This window comes from Azospirillum fermentarium, assembly GCF_025961205.1.
Lineage (GTDB): Bacteria > Pseudomonadota > Alphaproteobacteria > Azospirillales > Azospirillaceae > Azospirillum > Azospirillum fermentarium.
In genome coordinates, this window is record NZ_JAOQNH010000001.1 from 2,057,959 (window position 1) to 2,079,402 (window position 21,444).

The window sequence follows — 21,444 nt, forward strand, 5'->3', positions numbered from 1 at the left end:
TTTTGGGTAACGCGCGCAAACGCCGTTTGTCCAGCGTCGGCATTGGGAAAAGCCCTGTCTTGGCAGGGACACGGCGATGCGCTATGCCGCAAGCCTTCGGAATCGAGGAGCCGTGGCGCCTGTGCTATTCTGTAAAATCAGCTTGTATGGTTACATTATTATGACTGGCGCGCCGGGGCAGCCGGCGTTCCGGCAGCCCCGGCGCGCAAACGGGACGGCGGCACACGCCGGACAGGAGGGAACATGAGCGGGCATCTGACTCTGGTTCTGGGCGGCGCCCGTTCCGGCAAGAGCCGGTACGCCGAAGAACTGGTCAAGGCGGCGCCGGCCCCCTGGATCTATCTGGCCACGGCCCAGGCGTTCGACACGGAAATGGCCGTGCGGATCCGCCGCCACCGCGCCGACCGCGGCCACGGCTGGACCACGGTGGAGGAGCCGCTGGATCTGGTGGGGGCGCTGATGCGCCACGCCAGCCCGCAGGCATCCGTGCTGGTGGATTGCCTGACCTTGTGGGTTTCCAACCTGATGGGGGCGGGGCGTGACGTGTCGATGGCCTGCGCCGCCTTTGCCGACACGCTGGAGCGGCTGCCCGGCAACGTGGTGCTGGTGTCGAACGAGGTGGGGCAGGGCATCGTGCCCGACAACGCCATGGCCCGCGAATTCCGTGACCACGCCGGGCGGCTTCACCAGATGGTGGCCGAACGTGCCCGCCGGGTGGTGTTCGTGATCGCCGGCCTTCCCATGAACCTGAAGGGCTGACGAAACCGCCATGGCACGCGCCATCATGCTTCAGGGCACCGGCTCCGACGTGGGAAAGTCGCTGCTGGTGGCGGGCCTGTGCCGTGCGCTGGTGCGGCGGGGGCTGACCGTGCGGCCGTTCAAGCCGCAGAACATGTCCAACAACGCCGCGGTCACCGCCGATGGCGGCGAGATCGGGCGGGCGCAGGCGCTCCAGGCCCGCGCCTGCGGCGTGCCCCCCAGCGTCCACATGAACCCGGTGCTGCTGAAACCCCAGAGCGACATGGGCGCCCAGGTGGTGGTGCAGGGCCGGGTGATCGGCACGGCGGAGGCCGGGTCGTACCAGCGGCGCAAGCGCGATTTCCTCGGTGCCGTGCTCGACAGCTTCGTCCGCCTGAAGGCCGAAGCCGACGTGGTGGTGGTGGAAGGGGCGGGCAGCCCGGCGGAAATCAATCTGCGGGCCGGCGACATCGCCAACATGGGCTTCGCCACCGCCGCCGGGGTGCCGGTGGTGCTGGTGGGCGACATCGACCGCGGCGGGGTCATCGCCGCCCTGGTCGGCACCCACGCTCTGCTGAGCGCGGACGAACGCGCGCTGGTCCGCGGCTTCATCATCAACAAGTTCCGTGGCGACGTGCGGCTGTTCGACGGCGGGCTGACCGCCATCGCCGAGCGCACCGGCTGGCGCAGCTTCGGCGTCGCCCCGTGGTTCCGTGACGCCGGCAAGCTGCCGGCGGAGGACGCCCAGTCGCTGGGCGCGGTGGGGGCGGGGCGGACGGACGGCACGGCGCTGACCATCGCCGTGCCCATGATATCCCGCATTTCCAACTTCGATGATTTCGACCCGCTGGCGCAGGAACCGGCGGTGCGGCTGGTGATGGTGCCGCCGGGCATGCCGCTGCCCGCCGATGCCGGTCTGGTGATCCTGCCGGGGTCCAAGGCGACCATCGCCGACCTGGCCTTCTTCCGCGCGCAGGGGTGGGATATCGACCTGCTGGCCCACCACCGCCGCGGCGGGCGGGTGCTGGGCATCTGCGGCGGCTATCAGATGCTGGGCCGCCGCATCGCCGATCCCGACGGCATCGAGGGGCCGCCGGGCGCCGTGGACGGCCTGGGCCTGCTGGATGTGGACACGGTGCTGAGCGGCCCGAAAATTCTGGAGGAGGTGCGCGGCGCCCACCGCACCACCGGCACGCCGGTGGCGGGGTACGAGATGCACATGGGCCGCACCGCCGGTCCCGACGCGGCCCGCGCGGTGCTGGATGTCGGCGGGCGGATGGACGGGGCGGCGTCGGCGGACGGGCGGGTCGAGGGGTGCTATCTGCACGGCCTGTTCGCGTCGGACGCCTTCCGCGCGGCGTGGCTGGCCGGGCTGGGGGCAGCGTCGGATCTGGCCTATGACGCGGCGGTGGACGCGGTTCTCGACGCCCTGGCCGACCATCTGGAACGGCACCTGGACGTCACGGCCCTGCTGGACGCAGCGGTTTAGAGTCCTTCAGGTGCTTATTGAAGCACCTGAAGGACTCTAAACTTTTGGTTTTCCCGTGTGATTCACGCTTCAAACGATTCCGTTTGAACCGATCACACTCTAACGAAAAGGGGGCCGGGCCCCCTTACAGCGCCCGCACCTGCATCTGGATCGGACCATCGCCGCGACCGTGGACGAACTGGTCCACGTACGGGTTGCCGGAATGGTCGATGTCCTTGGCGTGGCCGGTCCAGATGATCTTGCCCTGATAGATCATCGCCACCCGGTCGGCGATCTTGCGGGCCGACGCCATGTCGTGGGTGATGGTCACGGCGGTGGCGCCGAGATCCTTCACGCACTTCACGATCAGTTCGTTGATCACGTCGGCCATGATGGGATCGAGGCCGGTGGTCGGCTCGTCGAAGAAGATGATCTCCGGTTCGTCGGCGATGGCGCGGGCCAGACCCACGCGCTTTTGCATGCCGCCCGACAGTTCCGACGGCGACAGTTCCGCCACGTCGGCGGTCAGGCCGACCGCCGCCAGCTTGCGCAGGGCGATCTCCTTGGCCTGGGCGCGCGGCATGTGCTCGCCCTGGATCAGGCCGAAGGCCACGTTCTCCCACACCGGCAGGCTGTCGAACAGCGCCGCCCCCTGGAACAGCATGCCGAACTTGTGCAGCAGCTTTTCCCGTTCCCGCGGACGCAGGCGGGTGGTCTCCTGCCCGTCCACCTTGATGGAGCCGGAGTCGGGCTGCAACAGGCCCAGGATGCATTTCAGCATCACCGACTTGCCGGTCCCCGACCCGCCGATGATGACCAGGGACTCACCGCGCCCGACCTCCAGGTCGATGCCGTTCAGCACCACCTTGTGTCCGAAACGCTTGTGAACGTGTTTGAGGGCGATCTTGGGCGTGTCGGTCATTTTGTCGAAAAGAAAAGGCCGGTGATGAGATAGTTGAAGACCAGGATGAGGATCGAGGCCGACACCACCGAATTGGTCGTCGCCTGACCCACACCCTGCGCACCGCCCTTGGAGCGGTAGCCGAAATAGCACCCCATCAGCGCGATGATGAAGCCGAACACCGCCGCCTTGACCAGGCCGGAGATCACGTCCACCGGCTCCAGGAATTCCCAGGTGCGGTTGATGTAGGAGGCGGGGTTGAAGTTCAGCCGGTACACGCCCACCAGGAACCCGCCGAACACGCCGATGATGTCGGCCACCAGCACCAGGATCGGCAGCATGGTGACCCCGGCCAAAAGCCGCGGCGCCACCAGATATTTCATGGGGTTGGTGGACAGGGTGGACAGGGCGTCGATCTGTTCGGTGACCCGCATGGTGCCGATCTCGGCGGCCATGGCCGCCCCGATGCGCCCGGCCACCATCAGCCCGGCCAGCACGGGGCCGAGCTCGCGGGTGATCGACAGCACCACCACCGTGGCGATGGCGCCCTCGGCCTGGAACCGGGAGAAGCCGGAATAGCTTTGCAGCGCCAGCACCATGCCGGTGAACAGCGCCGTCAGCCCCACCACCGGCAGCGAGTAATAGCCGATGTCGATCATCTGGCGGATGATCTGGCGCAGATAGAGCGGCGGCCGGATGGCGTGGGACACGCCCACGCTGGCGAACAGCGCCAGCCGCCCCGTCTGGGTCAGGAAGATCAGAAAGGTGCGCCCGACGGCGGCGAGAAACTGCATCACACGGCCTTCTTCCCGGCATCGCCACCGGTGTAGTCCCGGTGATAGCGCCGCCCCAGAGAGGTGAGGATCTCGTACCCGATGGTCCCCGCCTCCTCCGCCACGGTGTCCACCGGCCGGTTGGGGCCGATCAGTTCCACCAGTTTCCCCGGAACCACCGCCCCGTCGGCAAGGCCGGACACATCGACCGTGATGAGGTCCATGGAGATGCGACCGACCACCGGGGCCGGCACACCATCCACGAACACATGTCCGCGCGCGCCCAAAGAGCGGAAATACCCATCGGCATAGCCGACGCCGAGGGTGGCGATGCGGCCGGCACGGGGCATCCGGTGAGCGGCACCGTAGCCAACGGTCATACCCAAGTCAACGCTGCGCACCTGCAGCACCCGCGCGTCCAGGCGGATGGTGGGAACCATGGGGTTGGGCTTGCCGGGGGTGGGGTTGACGCCGTAGAGCGCCACGCCGGGCCGCCCCAGGTCGAAATGATACGCGGAACCGAGGAAAATGCCCGAGGAGTTGGCAAAGCTGACCGGCGCCTTGGGCAGCCTGGCCACCGCCGCCGTCATGCGGGCGAGCTGCTCGCCGCTGACCGGGCTCTCCGCCTCGTCGGCACAGGCAAGATGGCTCATCCACAGATCCAGCCCGATGCCGGTCAGGCGAGTCGGGTCGGCGGACAGCTCGTCCACCTCCGCCGGGGACAGGCCCAGGCGGTTCATGCCGGTGTCGATGTGGATGGCGGCGGGCAGGGCCGTGTTCCGCTCCCGGCACACGGCGGCCCACGCGTCCACCTCGCCCAGATGATTGAGGACGGGGGTGATGCGGTGATGGACAAACGTGCTGTCCGTCCGCGCCGGCAGCCCGCCCAGGCAGAGGATCTGCGGATCGGGCAGGGCGGCGCGCAGCGCCAGCGCCTCGTCCAACTGGGCGACGAAGAAGCGGGTGCAGCCGGCGCCGAAGAGCGCCCGGCCCACCGCCGCCGCCCCCAGCCCATAGCCGTCGGCCTTGACCACCGCCGCGCACGGGGCGGGGGACAGCCGGGCCGACAGCCGGCGCCAGTTTTCCACCACCGCGCCCAGGTCGATGGTGAGGATGGCCCCGGCCCGGTCGGCGGGGGCGCTCAACGCGCACTCAATAGTCATTGGTGTCATGCCGCTGATCGAGATCGCCGAACTTGGTGAACTGGCCGTCGAAGAACAGGCGCACGGTGCCGACGGGGCCGTGGCGCTGCTTGGCGATGATGGCTTCGGCGGTGTTGTGGACCTCGCCCAGCCGCTGTTGCCAGCGCTGGTAACGGTCGTTGAACTTGTCGTCGGTTTCATCGGGCCGCCGCGACGGCTCCGCCCGCTCCAGGTAGTATTGTTCGCGGAACACGAACATCACCACGTCGGCGTCCTGTTCGATGGAGCCGGATTCGCGCAGGTCGGACAGCTGGGGCCGCTTGTCCTCGCGCTGTTCCACCGCACGGCTCAACTGCGACAGGGCCAGGACGGGGACGTCCAGTTCCTTGGCGATGGCCTTCAGGCTGCGGGTGATCTCGGAGATTTCCTGCACCCGGTTCTCGCTGCCCTTGACCGACGATCCCCGCAGAAGCTGGAGATAGTCCACCACCACCATGCCCAGGCCGGACGTGCGTTTCAGCCGGCGGCAGCGGGTGCGCACGGCGGCCACCGACAGGGCGGGGGTGTCGTCCACGAAGAAGGGCACGCGGGCCAGATCCTGGCTGGCCTGGACGAATTTGGGGAAATCGTCCTGGCGGATCTCGCCGCGGCGGATCTTGTCGCCGGGCACCTGGGTTTCGTCGGCCAGAATTCGGGTGGCCAACTGTTCCGCCGACATTTCCAGCGAGAAGAAGCCGACGCACGCCCCCTCCTTGCCCCCGGAGCGCAGGTGCGCCTTGGCGGCGTTGAAGGCGATGTTGGTCGCCAGCGCCGTCTTACCCATCGACGGGCGTCCGGCCAGGATGAGCAGGTCGGAGCGGTGGAAGCCGCCCAGCTTGCGGTCGAGATCGAGCAGGCCGGTGGTGACGCCGGTCACGTGGCTCGACGCGCGGAACGCCACCTCGGCGGTGGCGATGGCGAGCTTGACCGAATCGGCGAAGGGCACGAAGCCCCCCTGCACGTCGCCGGTGCTGGCCAGATCGAAGAGCTGCTTTTCCGCTTCCCCGATCTGGTCCATGGCCGAGATGTCGAGGTCGTGGCGGAACGCCTCGTTCACCATGTCGGTGCCGACCTCGATCAACTGCCGGCGCAGGAACAGGTCGTGGATGGTGCGGCCATAATCGGCGGCGTTGATCACGGTGACCACGTTGGCCGCCAGTTCGGCCAGATATTCCGCCCCGCCGTCGCTGGCCAGCGCCGGGTCGTTGTCGAAATAGGGTTTCAGGGTCACCGGATTGGCGATCTGGCCCCGCTCGATCATCTTGGTGATCGCTTCGAAGATCCGCACATGGACCGGATCGTAGAAGTGCTGCGGGCGCAGGAACTCCGCCACCCGTTCATACGCCTTGTTGTTGACCAGGATGGCGCCCAGCAGCGCCTGCTCCGCCTCCTCATTGTGGGGCGGGGTGCGGTAGTCGGGGGAGGACGTGCGCTCTTGGCCGTCCACCAGCCGGGGTTCGAAGGCGGGCAGGGTGGTGTTTTCCATGGCGGGCACTGTAGCAAAGGAAAGGCCGGCGCGCTGTGAGAAGCGCGCAAGGCCCCCCTTCGGATTTGGGACTTTCGGGTTCGGGCGGGGTCAGGGCAGGGCGGCCATCCGCCCCATCAGCCGGGTGCGGATGGCGGTGACCGCGCATTGCAGCGGCCGGTCGTCGTCCGGCTTCACCGGAGCGGCGGCGACGTCGGGGCAGAAATCCTCCATCTGCCACGTGCTTTGCGCCGGCGGCGTCGGGGCGTGGGGGTCGCAGGCGGCGGGGTCGGCGTGGACCTCCTCCGGCGGCGGGCCGCCGTTGGGCACGGGCATGGCCGGGCGGATCTCCACATTGGGCTGTACGCCGAAGCAATCCACCAGCGCCCCCGACGGGCGGTAATAGCGCGCGGTGGTCAGGCGGATGCCCACGTCGCCCGACAGGGACGAAATGGTCTGCACCGATCCCTTGCCATAGCTGCGCACGCCGAACAGCAGGGCGCGGCCATGGTCCTGAAGCGCGCCGGCCACGATTTCGGAGGCCGAGGCCGAGCCGCTGTTGATCAGCACCACCACCGGCAGCCCGCTCATCAGGTCGCCGGGGGTGCCGCCGTAGCGGCGGTTTTCCGTGGGGTCGCGGCCGCGGACGGACACGATGTCCACCCCTTCCAGAAACTGGTCGGCCACACCGACCGCCTGATCCAGCAGGCCGCCGGGGTTGTTGCGCAGATCCACCACCGCGCCCATCAGGTTGCCGCGGGCCTGCCGGCGCAGATCATAGACCGCTTCCTCCAGGGCGTGGGTGGTCTGCTGGTTGAAGGCCGCGATGCGGATATAGGCCACGTCGCCTTCCAGCCGGGCGCGCACCGGCTGGATCTTCACCACCGCGCGCGTCAGCGCCACCTTGAAGGGCGTGTGGGTGTTGGCCCGCTGCATGGTCAGCGCCACCGACGTGCCCACCGGCCCGCGCATCTTCGCCACCGCGTCACGCAGGTTCAGCCCCTTGACCGGAGAATCGTCGATCCGCGCGATCAGGTCGCCGGAACGCAGGCCCGCCCGCGCCGCGGGCGATCCGTCGATGGGCGAGACGACGCGGACCAGCCCACTGTCATCGTCCATCGTCACTTCGATGCCCAAGCCGCCGAACTCGCCCTGGGTCTGTTCGCGCATGTAGCGGAAGTGCTCGTTGTCGAGAAAGGCGGAATAAGGGTCGAGCGAGCTGAGCATGGCGTCAAGCCCGGCCTCGGTCAGGTCGCGGTCGGTGGCGCCGGGTTCTTCCGCCTTCTTCTTCCTGGCGCCCTCGATAGCCTTGTCCACCAGGGCTTGGGGGGTGGTCGGGCGCACATATTCGGATCCGACCCGCCGCAGCACATCGGCAAACAACGCTACGTTGCGGTCGTTGGGCGGCGGAATGGTGCCGGAAGGACGCAGCCGGGCCATCTCGTGCCGGTAGCGGTCAAGGGCGCCGTTCAGTTCCGCCCGGCTGTTGGGCGATACGGCGCACGCGCTTCCGGTGGCCCACAGCAGCAGCAACAGCGCAAAAAAGATTTTCGCCATCCTGCGGTCCTCTTGGCGGGGCATCAAGCCCGGCAACATCAATGACATCGATGCGTTCGTCCAGCGGTGCTAAGGCGCGGGTGAGGAGTGTTGGCCGCCCGGCCCATGGTGTCAAGCTACCACGCCCGCACGGCGATCACAATTTGCCCCGATGGCTTGAGGGGGGGGGCGGCAGGCGGGACGGAATGCGGGCGGATGGGCCACGCCTGTGCAATTTCCACGATGCGCTTTTACCCCCATGGAGGGAGCCTCGGCCGCCGGCCGGCAAGAATGGCAGGGGAAATCTCTGGGTGCCGAGGCGTTCCGGCGCCTTCATGCCAGTCAGCATATCATGGTATGAGAAAAATATACGCACACGAAGAATATTGATGATTTGGTTTCATACCATTGTGTCGGATTTATCTTTTCGGAAAACAGGCTCTATTCCTAAAAATCGGAATAAGAAAGCCGTGAAGTGTGCTATTTTTTGTGAAAACGACAAGAGGCGTATGGTTGTATGTCTTTTCCATCCGCTGTTTCTGCCCTGCCGTCCCATGCCATCGGCCTGATTCAGGCGACGGAAGAGGTCGGGGGTGCGGTGCTGGTGTTCGATGGTGCGGACCGCATCGTCTGGGCCAATGACGCCCAGCGCATGCTGATGCCGTGCATTGGTTATGGGGACGGCGATTGTTATGAGACTCTGTTTTGGGCGGCGCTGGCGGCTGGTCTGAACGGCAACAAGGCCGCCGGGCGCGACCCTCATGGTTGGTTGGCCATGGCGGTTGCGACGCGTCAGTCCAGCCCCAACCTGAATTTCGTCAACGAATACCCCAGCGGGCGGATGCTGGTGTCCCATCTGCGCTTGGACGACGGGTGGAGCGTCCAGTCGCGCATCGGCTATTCCGTGTCCGGCATCGCGCGCTTCTTTCCTGATTATGATGGCGGGGTGGGGGTGTTGTGGGTGCTGAAGATGCGGGAGCGGATCCGGCGTCTTCACACCGCATTCGATGATCTTCCGGTCGCCGTCGGGCTGGTGGACGCGGATGGGGGGCTGCTTCACCGGAATGCCGCCTTGGATGCCCTGCTGGCGGCGGGCGATGGGCTGAGGCTGGATGGGGGCGGGCGGGTCACCGCCACCGACGGCGGTGATGGTGTCGTTCTGACCCAGGCGCTGGGTTATGTGGCGGGCGGGCTGCTGCCGTTGCTGTTCGTGCCGCTGCGCCGGTATCGGGCGCCGCCGCTGATGATGGCGGTGAACCGCGGCGATCTGGAGGGGACGGCGGTGGTCGCCATCTCTCATTTCGGTGCGGATCAAAAGGAATTGACGGCTTTGATCCGCCGGACGCTCGATCTTTCATCCGGCGAGACGCCGTGCGATTCGTGGGCTGCGCACCCGGCATCCGGCTTTTTGGCGGGGAAGCCCGGTGTTGTGGGCAGGGACGCTGCGGCTGCTGCCGCCAAACGGCAGGAGAGCCGCCATTGACCGGAGAGGATGGTGCTGCCCCCTGCCGTTCGGGCGTAAGTGGGTGTTCGCTGATGAAAAGTGCGTTTGAGTAGAGTTTTCTTTTGATTGAATTCGTTTCTGGTGTGTGCGGCTGTTATGATTTTTCTTTTCATGGTGATATGTTGTTTTTGTTCTTTCATCTTTTAATAAAATAAGCTTTGGCGTCTTGTTTCGAAGGGCGTGATGCGTTTTTCTTGTGTTTTGGAAGTATTTTTCGATGGGACTTTTAATGATCTTCACGAAATATAAGTTCGCAATTGGTGATATTTTTTAATGATTTTGGTTTTTGATTAACTATTCAGTCGATATTTTTCTATTTTCCTCAAGTCTAAAACATACGGTGATATGCTTTCATTCTGTGATGTGCTTGTTTTTATATTCAATGTATTTTTAATCACGCATTTGTATGATGAAAATAGGAGCCATCTCTCTGGGCATTCCCAAAAATCGGAATGACATGGCGCCATTCTGTGTTATGGTCGGTCAAACAACACTTGGCTTATCCTCATGTCCCTTCCTCTTGCCGTGGCTGAGTTGCCGTCACCGGCTATCGAGTTGGTCCGTGCGACCGACGAGGCCGGAGGCACGATCGTGGTGTTCGATGCGTCCGACCACATCGTCTGGGCGAATGAGGCGCAGCGGACCCTGATGCCGTGCAACAGCTATGGGTCGGAAGAAACCTATGAAAGCCTGTTCTGGAGCATCCTGCGGTCGGGGAAGGTTGGGAACAAGGCCGCGTTCGACGATCCTCATTCGTGGTTGGCCAAGGCGGTCGCCGCGCGCCAGTGCAGTTCAAATCTGAATTTCGTCAATGTCTATCCCTGGGGACGAATGATCGTGTCGCTCCTGCGTCTTGAGGACGGGCGGAGTATTCAGTCGCGGATCGATTACAAGACATCGGGGATCGCGCGCCTCTTTCCCGATTTCGACGGCGGGGTGGGGGTGCTTTGGGCTTTGAAGATGCAGCAGCGCATGCGCAGCCTGCAGACCGCGCTCGATGCCCTGTCGGTCGCGGTGGGGCTGGTCGATGCGCGGGGGTGCGTGCTTCATCGGAACGCCAGCCTGGCGGATCTTCTGGCCGTCGGCGACGGGCTCGGCGTGGATGAGGGCGGCGTTGTGGTGGCCACCGATGAATGCGACGGGATCGTCCTGGCGCAGGCTTTGGAAAATGTGTCCCGCGGAGCGATCCCCCATCAATTCGTGCCGCTGCGCCGCCGCAACGGATCGCCTTTGATGATGGCGGTCAGCCGCGGCGACTCCGTTGGGACCGCCGTCATCGCCGTATCCCGCTTCGGAGAGGATCAGGCCGAACTGGCCGCGACGATCCGTCAGGCGCTGAACATAACACCTGCCGAAGCCGAAGTAATTTCAGGTATTGGCACGGGTATGTCTGTGTCTGAGATTGCTGCGGCTCGTGGCGTGACAGAGGATACTGCCTACAAACAGATTAAATCGGTTCGTAACGCCATGCGGCGGTCCCGGTTCGCGGCCAATGATTTGGCGGGTATTGCAAGCTTGGTAACAAAAATTGCCGCTATTTCAAGACCGTATAGAAAATACAGCCATTAACAAGTGTTTTTCGGTGATTTTTTGTTGACCCTTTTAGGGCTTTCTGATATTGAAAAAGTAGAAAAGGTTTTTGTTCTGTGATGCAGGCGTGTGGTTCCGGCTTGGTGTGTGCTGCATTCGATGGTGTTGGCGAAGGATTGCGCCGTTACATACTTATGCAGCCGGTTTGCCCTCGGGGTTCCACCGCGTCGGTGTGTGTAGAGGCAAGAGTGCTGTTGGGTTGCTTCCGTGAACGCTTCCGCAAGGATGGCTTCTGGTGTGAAGCGGATGGGGCGTAAACGGCAAACGCCCGGTTGGTGGCACAACCGGGCGTTCTGTCGGCGGTCCCAAAAATGGGCGCAACGTTGATCTGCATAAGGCTTGGAGACGCTATGAAGATCGAAACAGAAGATACCCCCTTGATGGGAAAGCGCAAGTCCCGAATGGCAGGGCTTGGTTTTACATCCGGTTAGCCGTCAGGTTCTCAATATCATCTTTGCGTGCCAACACAGCGGGCGTATGCGCGGTCCGTTGTACTGGCTGCAAGGATAGCGTGCAAGCGGCGCCGGGTGATGGGAATGACAGAAAGACCATTCTGTCGCTCTTTCATCCTTCGATAGCCCATCCAACTCAAGACCCCATCATGACATGCCCAGGCCGTACGCAGGGGCGAAGGAGGTTTCATCATGCTGCATAACAAGCGTCCCGCCCTGCGGCTGGTCACCAAGAAATCGGCACCGGTTTCCCAGCCCCCGCGCAGCCGGGCTCTGGAAAATGCCCTGGCAGCCGTCTCCGAATTGTGCGCCAACGTCGGTACGCCGGCTGGGATTGATCTGGATCTTTACCTGGAAAGCATCGACGCCGGGATGACCGAGACCCAGGCGCTGGCTCTGGCCCGTCAGGGGCAGGATGCACCGCTGGCCGTCAATGCCGACGCGGCCCGCTGACGACCCATGGGCCCGCTGACCATGGGGATGCCGGCGTGATGACGGGGATCGCGATGCCGCCGCTGGACCGGTGAATCATCTCCGGTGACCAGCGGGGCTTTGCCCCGCCGGCCTTTCAAAGACGTTGTGCCGTCAGCAGATCCGCGGAAGCTGTTCGCCCGTCAGCCAATCGACGATGCGCTTTCCGCCGAACCGTGTTTCCATCTGCACGAAATGATGGCGGTCGTCCTGCACCCGTCCAATGGCCGCGGCATCCGCGCCCAGCGGGTGTGAGCGCATGGCGGCCAGCAGGGCCGCGGCGTCGGCCTCGGCGCAGATGGCGATCAGCTTTCCTTCGTTCGCCACATAGAGCGGGTCGAGCCCCAGCAATTCGCACGCCGCCGCCACCTCCGGGCGCAGCGGGATGTCGGCTTCACGGATCACCATCCCGACACCCGACTGGTGGGCGATTTCATTCAGCGTCGTCGCCAGCCCGCCGCGGGTGGGGTCGCGCAGCACATGCACATCGGGCACCGCCGCCACCATGGCCGCCACCAGCCCGTGCAGCGACGCGGCGTCCGACAGCACCTCCGTTTCAAAACCCAGGTTCTCGCGGGTGGACATGATGGCCACCCCATGGTCGCCCATGGTGCCGCTGACCAGAATCACGTCGCCCGCCGCCGCCCGGTCGCCCGAGGGCGCCACCCCCGGCGGCACAACGCCGATGCCGGTGGTGGTGATGAACACGCCGTCGCCCTTGCCCCGTTCCACGACCTTGGTGTCGCCGGTGGCGATGGGCACGCCGGCCTCATTGGCCGCTGCGGCCATGCTGTCCACGATGCGTTTCAGGTCGGCGAGCGGGAAACCTTCCTCCAGGATGAAACCGGCGGTCAGGCAGATGGGCACCGCTCCGGCCATGGCCACGTCGTTCACCGTGCCGTGCACCGCCAGCTTGCCGATGTCGCCGCCGGGAAAGAACAGCGGCGAGACCACGAAGCCGTCGGTGGACACCACCATGCGTCCCGGTGGCGGGTCGAACGCCGCCTGATCGTTGCCCTGGGCCAGCAGGGGGTTGGCGAAGGCGGCGGCGAACAGGTCGCGCACCAGTTGCGCCATGGCCTTGCCCCCGGACCCATGGGTCATGTCCACGGTACCGTTGACGAGATCGAGGGGGCGGGCGAACAGGCGGTCGGCGGGCATGGGAAATGTCCGTGAATAAGATAGTGGAAGGGTCAGGTGTTGGGCTGGGCCGCCGCTGCGGTGGGCACGCCGGCTTCGGCCAGCAGAGCCAGGGTGCGCTCGGCCTCGTCCTGATTCAGGCGGTTGAGGGCGTAGCCGACGTGGACGATGACGTAATCGTCAATGGCGATCCCCTCCACCAGCGCCAGCGACACGGTGGAGCGTACGCCCCCCAGGCTGACCACGGCGCGGTCGTCGTCCAGCAGTTCCACCACGCGGGCCGGTACGGCAAGGCACATCGCTCAACTTCCTTCTTCCATACGGCGCAGGCCCGCGGCCCACGCCTGTCCCAACGCCAGCCCGCCGTCGTTGGCCGGGGCCAGCCGGGGCAGCCGGGCGGTGACGCCGTGGGCGGCGAACCCCTCCACCAGCAGACCGGCCAGAACCCCGTTCATCAGGCACCCGCCCGACAGGGCCACCTCGGCCAGGCCCCGGCGGGCCAGTTCCGGCAGGGTCCAGTCCACCAGCGCGGCGGCGATGGTGCCATGGAACAGATCCGCGCCGTCCGCGGCATTGACCTGCAACAATTCTTCCAGCAGCGGCAGCAGATCCAGACAGCCGTCGGCCATGCGCCAGCCGCCGGCCAGCACCCGCGGGCGGGTGACCAGGGATTCCAGAGCCATCGGCGCCTCTCCCTCGTACCCCGCCACCGCGCGCACGCCCAGGATACCGCACGCCGCGTCGAACCACCGCCCGCAGGACGTGGTGAGAGGCGCGTTGATCCCCCCCTCGATCATCCGCCGCACCCCCGTCGCCGGGCCGTGGGCGGCGAAGCGGGCAGGGATTTCGTCCGCCCGGCCCAGGCGCGCCAGGGCCGCCGCCGCCATGCGCCACGGCTGCCGTGCCGCCGCGTCGCCGCCGGGCTGGGCCAGCGGGGCGAGGTGGCCCAGGCGGCGGACCCCGGCCCCGTCCAGCAGCAGCATCTCGCCGCCCCACGCGCCGCCGTCATCCCCCAGCCCGAACCCGTCCAGCGCCAGCCCCAGCACCGGGCCGGACAGCCTATGCTCGGCCACCACGGCCGCAAGGTGGGCGTGGTGGTGCTGCACCGGAATCAGCGGCAGCCCCAGGGATTGGGCATGGCGGGTGGACAGGAAATCGGGGTGGCGGTCGTGGGCCACCGCCACCGGCGCCACTTGCAGGACATGGGTCAGGTGGGCGATGGTCTCTTCGAAAAAGGCGAGCGTGGCGGCGTTGTCCAGATCACCGATGTGCTGGGACAGGAACGCCTCATCCCCGCGGGTCAGGCAGACGGCGGTCTTCAGATGCCCGCCCACCGCCAGCATGGGCGGGATGGGGTGGGGCAGGCGCACCGGCTCCGGCACATGGCCGCGGCCCCGGCGCAGGAAGGCCGGCGCCCCCGCAACCACCCGCACCACGGAATCGTCGGCGCGGATGACGATGTCCCGGTCGTGGCCGACGATCAGGTCGGCAATGCCGTCCAGCCGCCGGGCCGCCTCGTCCTCCGCCGTCACCAGCGGCTCGCCGCCGGGATTGGCGGAGGTCATGACCAGGGCCAGCGGCTGCGGCTGGTCCAGCCACGCCGTGCCGGCGGGCCGCCCCGCGGCCTCGTGGAACAGCAGATGGTGGATGGGGGTGTAGGGCAGCATGAGGCCCAGCCACGCCAGACCGGGGGCGATGGCGTCGGGCAGGAGCGGCGCGTCGGGCCGGCGGCGCAGCAGCACGATGGGCCGCGCCGTCCCCTCCAGCAACGCCCGTTCCTGGGAATTGACGGTCGCATAGGCTTCGGCGCTGGCCGTGTTCGTCACCATCAGGGCGAAGGGCTTGCCGTTGCGCTGCTTCACCCGCCGCAGCCGCTCCACCGCCGCACCGTTGGCGGCATCGCAGACGAGGTGGAAGCCGCCCAGCCCCTTCAGCGCCACGATCATGCCGGCGCGCAGGGAGTCCAGCACGGTGTCGATGGGATGGCTCAGACGCGGGCCGCAGACAGGGCAGGCGATGGGCTGGGCGTGGAACCGCCGTCCGGCGGGATCGGTGTACTCGGCGGCGCAATCGGGGCACAGGGGGAACCCGGCCATGCTGGTGCGGGGCCGGTCATAGGGCAGGCCGTGGGTGATGGTGTAGCGCGGCCCGCAGTGGGTGCAGGTGATGAAGGGGTAGCGGTAACGGCGATCGGCCGGGTCGAACATCTCGGCCAGGCAGGCGGGGCAGACGGCGGCGTCGGGGGGGATGCCGGTGGTGACCGTCCCGCCGGTGCCGCTGGCGTGGATGGTGAAGCCGCTTTCCCCCGCCACCGGCGGGCAGGGGATGGAGTCCACCCCGTCGATGCGGGCCAGCGGCGGCGCCTCGTCCCGCAAGGCGGCAAGGAAGGCGGGCAGGGCGTCCCCCTGAGCCTCCAGCAGCACGCCGCCACCATCGTTCAGCACCCACCCGGTCAGGCGGAAGCGGGCGGCCAGGGCGTGGACGTGGGGGCGGAAGCCCACCCCCTGTACCCGCCCGCGCACCCGCACCCGCAGCCGTTCCATGGCGGGATCAGCCGGCGGGGCGGGCGGCCTTGGCAAGCCCGGATGCAAGCCAGCCGTACCACTCCTCCATCCCCTGGCCGGTGGTGGCCGACACCTGGATGACGTGCAGCGACGGCTTCACCTGCCGGGCGAAGGCGACCATGCGCTCCACGTCGAAGGTCAGGTGGGGCAGCAGGTCCACCTTGTTGACCAGCAGGATGTCGGCGGCGGCGAACATGGCGGGGTATTTCAGGGGTTTGTCCTCCCCCTCCGTCACCGACAGCACCACCACCTTGTGCGCCTCGCCCAGGTCGAAGCCGGCGGGGCAGACCAGATTGCCCACGTTCTCGATGAACAGCAGGCTGCCGTCCGCCACCCCCAGCCGGCCCACGGCCTGGGTCACCATCTGGGCGTCCAGGTGGCAGCCCTTGCCGGTGTTGACCTGGATGGCCGGAATGCCGGTGGCGCGGATGCGGTCGGCGTCGAAGCTGGTCTGCTGGTCGCCCTCGATCACCGCCATGGGGTGGCGGCCCTTCAGGTCGGTCAGGGTGCGGGTCAGAAGCGTGGTCTTGCCCGACCCCGGCGACGACATCAGGTTGACGGTGAACACCCCCTTGGCGGCGAAAAGCTGGCGGTTGACGGCGGCGAAACTGTCGTTTTTCGCCAGGATGTCCTGTTCGATCTGCACCAGCCGGGTCTGGCTCATCCCCGGCACCTGCGTTCCCGCCGGGCCGAGGCCCACGTGGATGTCGCCGTGCCCATCATCGCCGTGATCATGGTCGTGATCGTGATCGTGATCGTGATCGTGTCCATGGTCATGATCATGGTGATGATCATGGTGATGATCATGGTGATGATGATGATGGCCGTGGTGCCCGTGGCCGTGATCGTGCGCGCCGTGTCCATGGCCGTGGGCGTGGCGGTGGACGGAGCCGTCGGGGGCGGTGTGGGTGTGTTCGTGGGAATGCACGTCGGTGGCGTGGCTTTCCCCATGGTCATGGCCGTGGGAATGGCTGTGCCGGATCACCGAGCCGTCGGGCAGGGTGTGTTCGTGCTCGTGCCCGTGGGGATGGTGATGATGGCCGTGTTCGTGGCCATGCTCGTGGGAGTGGGGTTCATGGGCGTGGGGGTGCCCCCCGATGCGGGTTTCGCCCTCGCCGCAGCCACAGACGGTACACATCACTCCACCTCCAGTTCCTTGACGCGCAGCTCGTCGCCGCCGGTCAGCACCCATTCATGCCCGCCGCACACGGGGCAGGGGTCGTAACGTTGGGAAATCGCCACGGTCTGGCCGCAGGGCATGCAGAACGCCTGCCCCGGCGGCCGTTCGATGGTCAACGCCGCCCCTTCGGCCAGCGTTCCCCGGCTGACCGCTTCGAAGCAGAACTCTATCGCCTCCGGCTCCACGTGGGAAAGCATTCCGATGGCCAGGCGGACGGATTTGACGGTTGTAAAGCCCTGGGCCGCAGCCTGGTCGCGGATGACGTCGATGATGCCCTGGCTCAGCGCCATTTCGTGCATGATGGTGTGCTTTCCGGTGGCGGTGTGCGTTGCTGTCCGGCCTCAGCCGTGCCGGTCGATGTCGAGCGTCCAGCCGACGCAGGGGTCGAGGGCCGTGATCAACCGCGACGCCAGCCCGTGCAGGCCCGGCCCGGCCTCTACCCCCGTCAGCCCGCGGGCCAGCGTTCCGCCGGGGTGGAAATTCCATTCGGTGGGGGCGGCGATGCGGTAATCGGCGATGGTCCCGCCCTCCATCCGCACCCAATGGGCCAGCGTGCCGCGGGCGGTGTCCACCACCGCCGCTCCCGTCCCGTCCCCGGTGGCTCCGGTGGCGGTGTCCGTTCCGCCGCCGCAGGCCAGCAGCGTACCGATGGCCGCGTCCATCCGGGCGGGCAGGTCCGCCAGGGCGGCCAGCCGGGCGGCCAGCAGGGTGATCAGCCCGTTGCCGCCGAACCGCCCGGCCACATCCCGCACCAACGGGCTGCCGGACGCGGCCGCCGCGGGGCCGGTCACCGCCGGCCCGTCCTCGGTCGCCGGGGCGTGGGAAAAGCCGGGGTCGGCGGCCAGCCGGGCGGCGAACCACGCGGCGGGCCGCGGCGCCAGCAGGGGAACATCGGTGGCGCCGTAACCGGGGTGGGGGCTGTTCAGCGTTTCCCCCACCAGCCGGGCGGCGGCGGTGTCGCCGGTGGCGGCCCAGGCTTCCAGCTCGGCCAGGGTGGCGGGGCAGGGGGCGCCGCCGAACACCGATTGGGTGATGTGCGCGTCCAGCCGTGCCACCGCCAGCCGCAGCACCGCCTCTTTCGGCAGCAGCCCGCCGCCGCCCAGGGTCAGGGCGTCGCGTTCGGGATACAGCCCGGCCAGAAGGCTGCCGTTGACCGTGCGCAGCGCGGCGAGCTGTTCGGTGGACGGTGCCTCTTCCAGCAGCCGCGGCCAGTCCATCAGCACGTGCCAGCCGTGGCTTGCCAGGGTTTCCGCCAGAACCGCAAGATCGCGGGCGATGCGCTGGGCCGGGGATACGGGAGTGCCCAGCGCCTGTTCGCACGCGTTCAGGGCGGCCACGCCCTGGGCCGTGCTGCACACGCTGAACAGCAGCGGCACCAGTTTCAGGGCCTCCGCCGCCGATCGCCCGTTCAGCGCACGGGCGGCGGCCAGCGGGCGCCGGACCGCGACATGGGCCGCGGCGACCCGCCCCCCGGCCACCTGGAGCCGGACGGTCAGGGCGCCTTCGATGCCCGGCGCGCCCGCCATCAGCCGTGCCGCCGGAACAGCGACCGGCGCGACACCGCCTCTTGCGGCTTCTTGGCACCGATGGCGGGGCCTTGCGCGGGCAGGGTGGGTTCGGGAGGGCCGGCGTCATCCCCGGCGGCGGCCTGCTCCTCCTTGGGCAGCAGCAGGGCGTCGAGGGCGGCGAAGCACGCGGCGCGGGCATCGTCCTGGTCGGGAAACACCTGCATGTCGGACACCGCCGGGATGGTCATCGCCACCCCCAGCGCCCCCAGCCGGGCGGCGGTCACCGCGAACTGCCCCGCCGGGGTTTCCAGCACGTCCTTGTCGCCGTCGTTCAGCCCCGCCCATTGGCCGGTGTCGCCGGGCAGCAGCACCGCGTTCAGCGTCCAGGGCGTGATCAGACACCCGATCCAGCCGGTGCCGAAGGGGCGGAAACCCACCGCCTCCACCCCCAGCCGGGTGTTGCACACGCCGAGCCCGGCCATGTCGGTGGCCGCCACATGGCGGTGCGCCTCTTCCAGCGCGGCCAGCCGGGCGGCCAGCGGGTCCGTGCCGGCGGGCACGGTGAAGAAACGGTGGGCGGCGGCGCCGCAGCCAGGGCAGCGCCACACGGTGGGCAGCCGGGCGAACGGGGTGCCCGGCGGAACCTCGTACCGGCGGTCGCCGGCGGCGGCGTCATAGACGAAACCGCAGCCGGAGCAGGCCGGGCGGTCGGCGGGGGAAAATCCGGCGGTAAAAGTGCCAGCGGTGGCGGTCATGACGGGTCGTTCCGGGCGGCGGTGATGTCGGCGAACAGATGATCCACGTTTTCCCCGCGGGCCGCCATCAGGATGGCGTCCAGCGCGTCGTTCAGCGGCCCCAGCTCATCCTCGGCCAGGGTGCGGACGGCGTTGTTGATGTGGACCAGAACCCAGCCGCCGACCGGTGCCTCATCCTCGCCCAGCAGCAGCAGGTTGACCATCCGCTCTTCCCCCCGCCCGGCGCAGCGGGCGATCAGGCCATCGGTTTCCATGACCTGCATGGGTATTCCCAGACACATGGGCGGCGGTCTCCAACGGCGATACGGCATGGGGGCGGGTGCGTGGGGGTCACGCACCTGTCATACCATTTCGCCGCCGGGCGTCACACAGGCAATGATCTAAATCACCCGTGCCGCACCACCGACAGGAAGCGCGACACCTCCTGCTCCAGGGAGCGGGATTCGTCCAGCAGGCCGCGGGCGGCGGCCAGCAACTCTTCGGCGTTGCTGCCGGTGGCATTGGCCTGATGCGACACGCGGTCGATGCTGCCGGTCACCGCGCGGGTGCCGGCGGAGGCTTCCTGCACGTTGCGGGCGATTTCGCCGGTGGCGGCCCCCTGTTCCTCCACCGCGGCGGCGACCGTGGTGGTGATCTCGCTCACCCGGCGGATGGTGCCGACGATGGTGCCGATGGCGTCCACCGCGCGCTGGGTTTCGCCCTGAATGGCGGCCACCTGGCTTTGAATGTCCTCGGTCGCCTTGCCGGTCTGGTCGGCGAGGCTCTTGACCTCCGACGCCACGACGGCAAAGCCCTTTCCGGCCTCGCCCGCCCGCGCTGCCTCGATGGTGGCGTTGAGGGCCAGCAGGTTGGTTTGCGCGGCGATGGAGTTGATCAGCTCCACCACCTCGCCGATGCGGTTGGCGGCGTCGGCCAGCCCCTGAACGGTGGCGTTGGTGGCCTGCGCCTCCTGCACCGCGCGGTCGGCGACCTGGGTCGCTTCGCCCACGTGGCGGCTGATCTCGCCGATGGAGGCGGACAGCTCCTCCGCCGCCGCGGCCACCGTCTCCACGTTCGACGACGCCTGGAGCGAGGCGGACGAGACGGTGGAGACCGCCGCCTGGGTTTCCTCGGCGCTGAGGGTCAGGCTCTCGGCGTTGCCGCGCATCCGCTCGGCGGACGAGGACACGGACCGGACCACCGCATCGATGGTGCCGGCAAAGGATTGGGTGGCGCGGTCCATCTCGGCCCGGCGGCGGGCCTGGTCCTCCTGGTCCTGCTGCTGCCGGCGGGCCATGGTGTCGGCGGCGGACAGGGATTCCCGGAAACCGGCGACCGCGCGGGCGATGTCGCCGATCTCGTCGCCGCGGTCCGTGGCGTGGACGGTGGCGGAGAAATCCTTGCGCGCCAGGGCCCCCATCACATCCACCAGCCCATGCACCGCCGCCATCTGATGGCGCACATAGACATAGGTCAGGATGCTCAGCACCAGCCCGATCGCCAGCGACACCGCCCCGATGCGCCAGCCCAGTTGCGACACGATGGCATAGAATTCATTGGCCGGCATGCCCACGGCCAGCGCCCCCACCGGCTTTCCCGCCGCATCGCGCAGGGGTTCGTAGGTGACGAGATAATCAACCCCCAGCACCGGGTATTCGCCCAGGATTCCGTCCCCCTGCACCAGCACGCGCTGCTGGATGTCGGCGGGCATCTTCGATCCCACGGGGCGCGAGCCGTCGGGGTTGACCAGCGTGGTGGCGATGCGGACATCGCCGCGGAACATGGTGGCGGTGATGCCCAGCGCGGCCTTTACCCGGTCCACCGTTTCGAACGCTCCCTCCAGCGGCTGGGCGCCGACGAACAGCTTGCCGTCCACGATGCGGTAGGGGTCACCCTTGGGGTTGATGATCTCTTTCGCCACCCGCAGGTTCATGGCCTGACGGGTGATTTCCTGCGTCTTCATCTGCGACGACACGAAATAAAGGGCGATTCCCACGATGGCGGTGCAGCTCACCACCGTGCCCACGATGTTGAGGGCCACCAGCTTCTGCGTGAACCCCAGCCGTTCCAGAACGTTTCGCATTCCCATTCAATCCTTGGCCTTCCCGTCCCGATGGTGAAGACCGGGAAAAGGGTATGTTTTGGGAATACGGTAATAAAAAGAGATGTGCGGCGCAATAATATCACGCAGCCCATCACGCCTTATGGGACGAAATGACGATGCCGGTCTTTGCGGTGG

At 67.3% G+C, this 21,444-nt stretch carries 19 protein-coding genes; 5 read left to right on the plus strand and 14 right to left on the minus strand.

All coding sequences use genetic code 11. The features are described from left to right. Positions 1–243 precede the first annotated feature (243 nt). Together cobU and M2352_RS09775 are read left to right on the plus strand one after the other, a co-directional pair. Entirely contained in the window at positions 244–759 is a 516-nt protein-coding gene (cobU, locus tag M2352_RS09770) for a bifunctional adenosylcobinamide kinase/adenosylcobinamide-phosphate guanylyltransferase (RefSeq protein WP_264664304.1), read from the plus strand. Between the two features lie 10 nt (positions 760–769). After that, the gene (locus tag M2352_RS09775; protein ID WP_264664305.1) at positions 770–2,227 is read left to right on the plus strand and encodes a cobyric acid synthase; all 1,458 of its coding nucleotides are present in this window, start codon (positions 770–772) and stop codon (positions 2,225–2,227) included. A 124-nt stretch (positions 2,228–2,351) separates the two neighbouring features. On the opposite strand, the gene M2352_RS09780 is transcribed toward M2352_RS09775, so the two are convergent. From M2352_RS09780 to M2352_RS09800, 5 genes are all read right to left on the minus strand, one after another. Continuing rightward, positions 2,352–3,128, minus strand: a complete 777-nt coding sequence (locus tag M2352_RS09780) for an ABC transporter ATP-binding protein (RefSeq protein ID WP_264664306.1) — start codon at positions 3,126–3,128, stop codon at positions 2,352–2,354. After that, entirely contained in the window at positions 3,125–3,901 is a 777-nt protein-coding gene (locus M2352_RS09785) for an MlaE family ABC transporter permease (RefSeq protein WP_264664307.1), read from the minus strand. Before M2352_RS09785 ends, M2352_RS09780 begins: the two co-directional genes overlap by 4 nt. After that, the gene (gene alr / locus M2352_RS09790) at positions 3,901–5,043 is read right to left on the minus strand and encodes an alanine racemase (protein ID WP_406567240.1); all 1,143 of its coding nucleotides are present in this window, start codon (positions 5,041–5,043) and stop codon (positions 3,901–3,903) included. The genes M2352_RS09785 and alr overlap by 1 nt, the downstream gene beginning before the upstream one ends. Further along, positions 5,033–6,547 (minus strand): replicative DNA helicase, encoded by a 1,515-nt coding sequence (locus tag M2352_RS09795; RefSeq protein WP_264664309.1) that lies wholly within the window; start codon positions 6,545–6,547, stop codon positions 5,033–5,035. Before M2352_RS09795 ends, alr begins: the two co-directional genes overlap by 11 nt. A 90-nt stretch (positions 6,548–6,637) precedes the next feature. Then, complete coding sequence (locus tag M2352_RS09800; protein ID WP_264664310.1) at positions 6,638–8,083, minus strand: S41 family peptidase; 1,446 nt, start codon at positions 8,081–8,083, stop codon at positions 6,638–6,640. A 496-nt stretch (positions 8,084–8,579) separates the two neighbouring features. Here M2352_RS09800 and M2352_RS09805 point away from each other — a divergent pair, with 496 nt between their 5' ends. From M2352_RS09805 to M2352_RS09815, 3 genes are all read left to right on the plus strand, one after another. Beyond that, the gene (locus M2352_RS09805; RefSeq protein WP_264664311.1) at positions 8,580–9,545 is read left to right on the plus strand and encodes a hypothetical protein; all 966 of its coding nucleotides are present in this window, start codon (positions 8,580–8,582) and stop codon (positions 9,543–9,545) included. 528 nt (positions 9,546–10,073) lie between these two features. Further along, positions 10,074–11,135: a helix-turn-helix transcriptional regulator gene (locus M2352_RS09810; RefSeq protein ID WP_264664312.1), complete on the plus strand. Its 1,062-nt coding sequence runs from the start codon at positions 10,074–10,076 to the stop codon at positions 11,133–11,135. Positions 11,136–11,800: 665 nt separating this feature from the next. Continuing rightward, entirely contained in the window at positions 11,801–12,061 is a 261-nt protein-coding gene (locus M2352_RS09815; protein ID WP_264664313.1) for a hypothetical protein, read from the plus strand. Positions 12,062–12,193: 132 nt separating this feature from the next. Here M2352_RS09815 and hypE read toward each other — a convergent pair whose 3' ends face one another. The 9 genes from hypE to M2352_RS09860 all read right to left on the minus strand — a co-directional run bounded on the left by hypE (position 12,194) and on the right by M2352_RS09860 (position 21,288). After that, on the minus strand, positions 12,194–13,240 hold the full coding sequence (gene hypE / locus M2352_RS09820; RefSeq protein ID WP_264664314.1) for a hydrogenase expression/formation protein HypE: 1,047 nt from the start codon (positions 13,238–13,240) through the stop codon (positions 12,194–12,196). A 32-nt stretch (positions 13,241–13,272) separates the two neighbouring features. Next, on the minus strand, positions 13,273–13,518 hold the full coding sequence (locus M2352_RS09825) for a HypC/HybG/HupF family hydrogenase formation chaperone (RefSeq protein ID WP_264664315.1): 246 nt from the start codon (positions 13,516–13,518) through the stop codon (positions 13,273–13,275). A gap of 3 nt (positions 13,519–13,521) precedes the next feature. Further along, entirely contained in the window at positions 13,522–15,762 is a 2,241-nt protein-coding gene (gene hypF, locus M2352_RS09830; RefSeq protein WP_264664316.1) for a carbamoyltransferase HypF, read from the minus strand. 7 nt (positions 15,763–15,769) lie between these two features. Continuing rightward, positions 15,770–16,711, minus strand: a complete 942-nt coding sequence (gene hypB / locus M2352_RS09835; RefSeq protein WP_264665327.1) for a hydrogenase nickel incorporation protein HypB — start codon at positions 16,709–16,711, stop codon at positions 15,770–15,772. A gap of 209 nt (positions 16,712–16,920) precedes the next feature. Beyond that, entirely contained in the window at positions 16,921–17,262 is a 342-nt protein-coding gene (gene hypA / locus M2352_RS09840) for a hydrogenase maturation nickel metallochaperone HypA (protein WP_264664317.1), read from the minus strand. Positions 17,263–17,304: 42 nt separating this feature from the next. Further along, entirely contained in the window at positions 17,305–18,489 is a 1,185-nt protein-coding gene (locus tag M2352_RS09845; protein WP_264664318.1) for a nickel-dependent hydrogenase large subunit, read from the minus strand. Continuing rightward, positions 18,489–19,226 carry a [NiFe]-hydrogenase assembly chaperone HybE gene (gene hybE / locus M2352_RS09850; RefSeq protein WP_264664319.1) on the minus strand — a complete coding sequence of 246 codons (738 nt, stop codon included), beginning with the start codon at positions 19,224–19,226 and terminating at the stop codon, positions 18,489–18,491. Before hybE ends, M2352_RS09845 begins: the two co-directional genes overlap by 1 nt. Next, positions 19,223–19,537, minus strand: a complete 315-nt coding sequence (locus tag M2352_RS09855; RefSeq protein WP_319802028.1) for a HypC/HybG/HupF family hydrogenase formation chaperone — start codon at positions 19,535–19,537, stop codon at positions 19,223–19,225. The genes hybE and M2352_RS09855 overlap by 4 nt, the downstream gene beginning before the upstream one ends. 74 nt (positions 19,538–19,611) lie before the next feature. Beyond that, entirely contained in the window at positions 19,612–21,288 is a 1,677-nt protein-coding gene (locus tag M2352_RS09860) for a methyl-accepting chemotaxis protein (protein ID WP_264664321.1), read from the minus strand. Positions 21,289–21,444 lie beyond the last annotated feature (156 nt).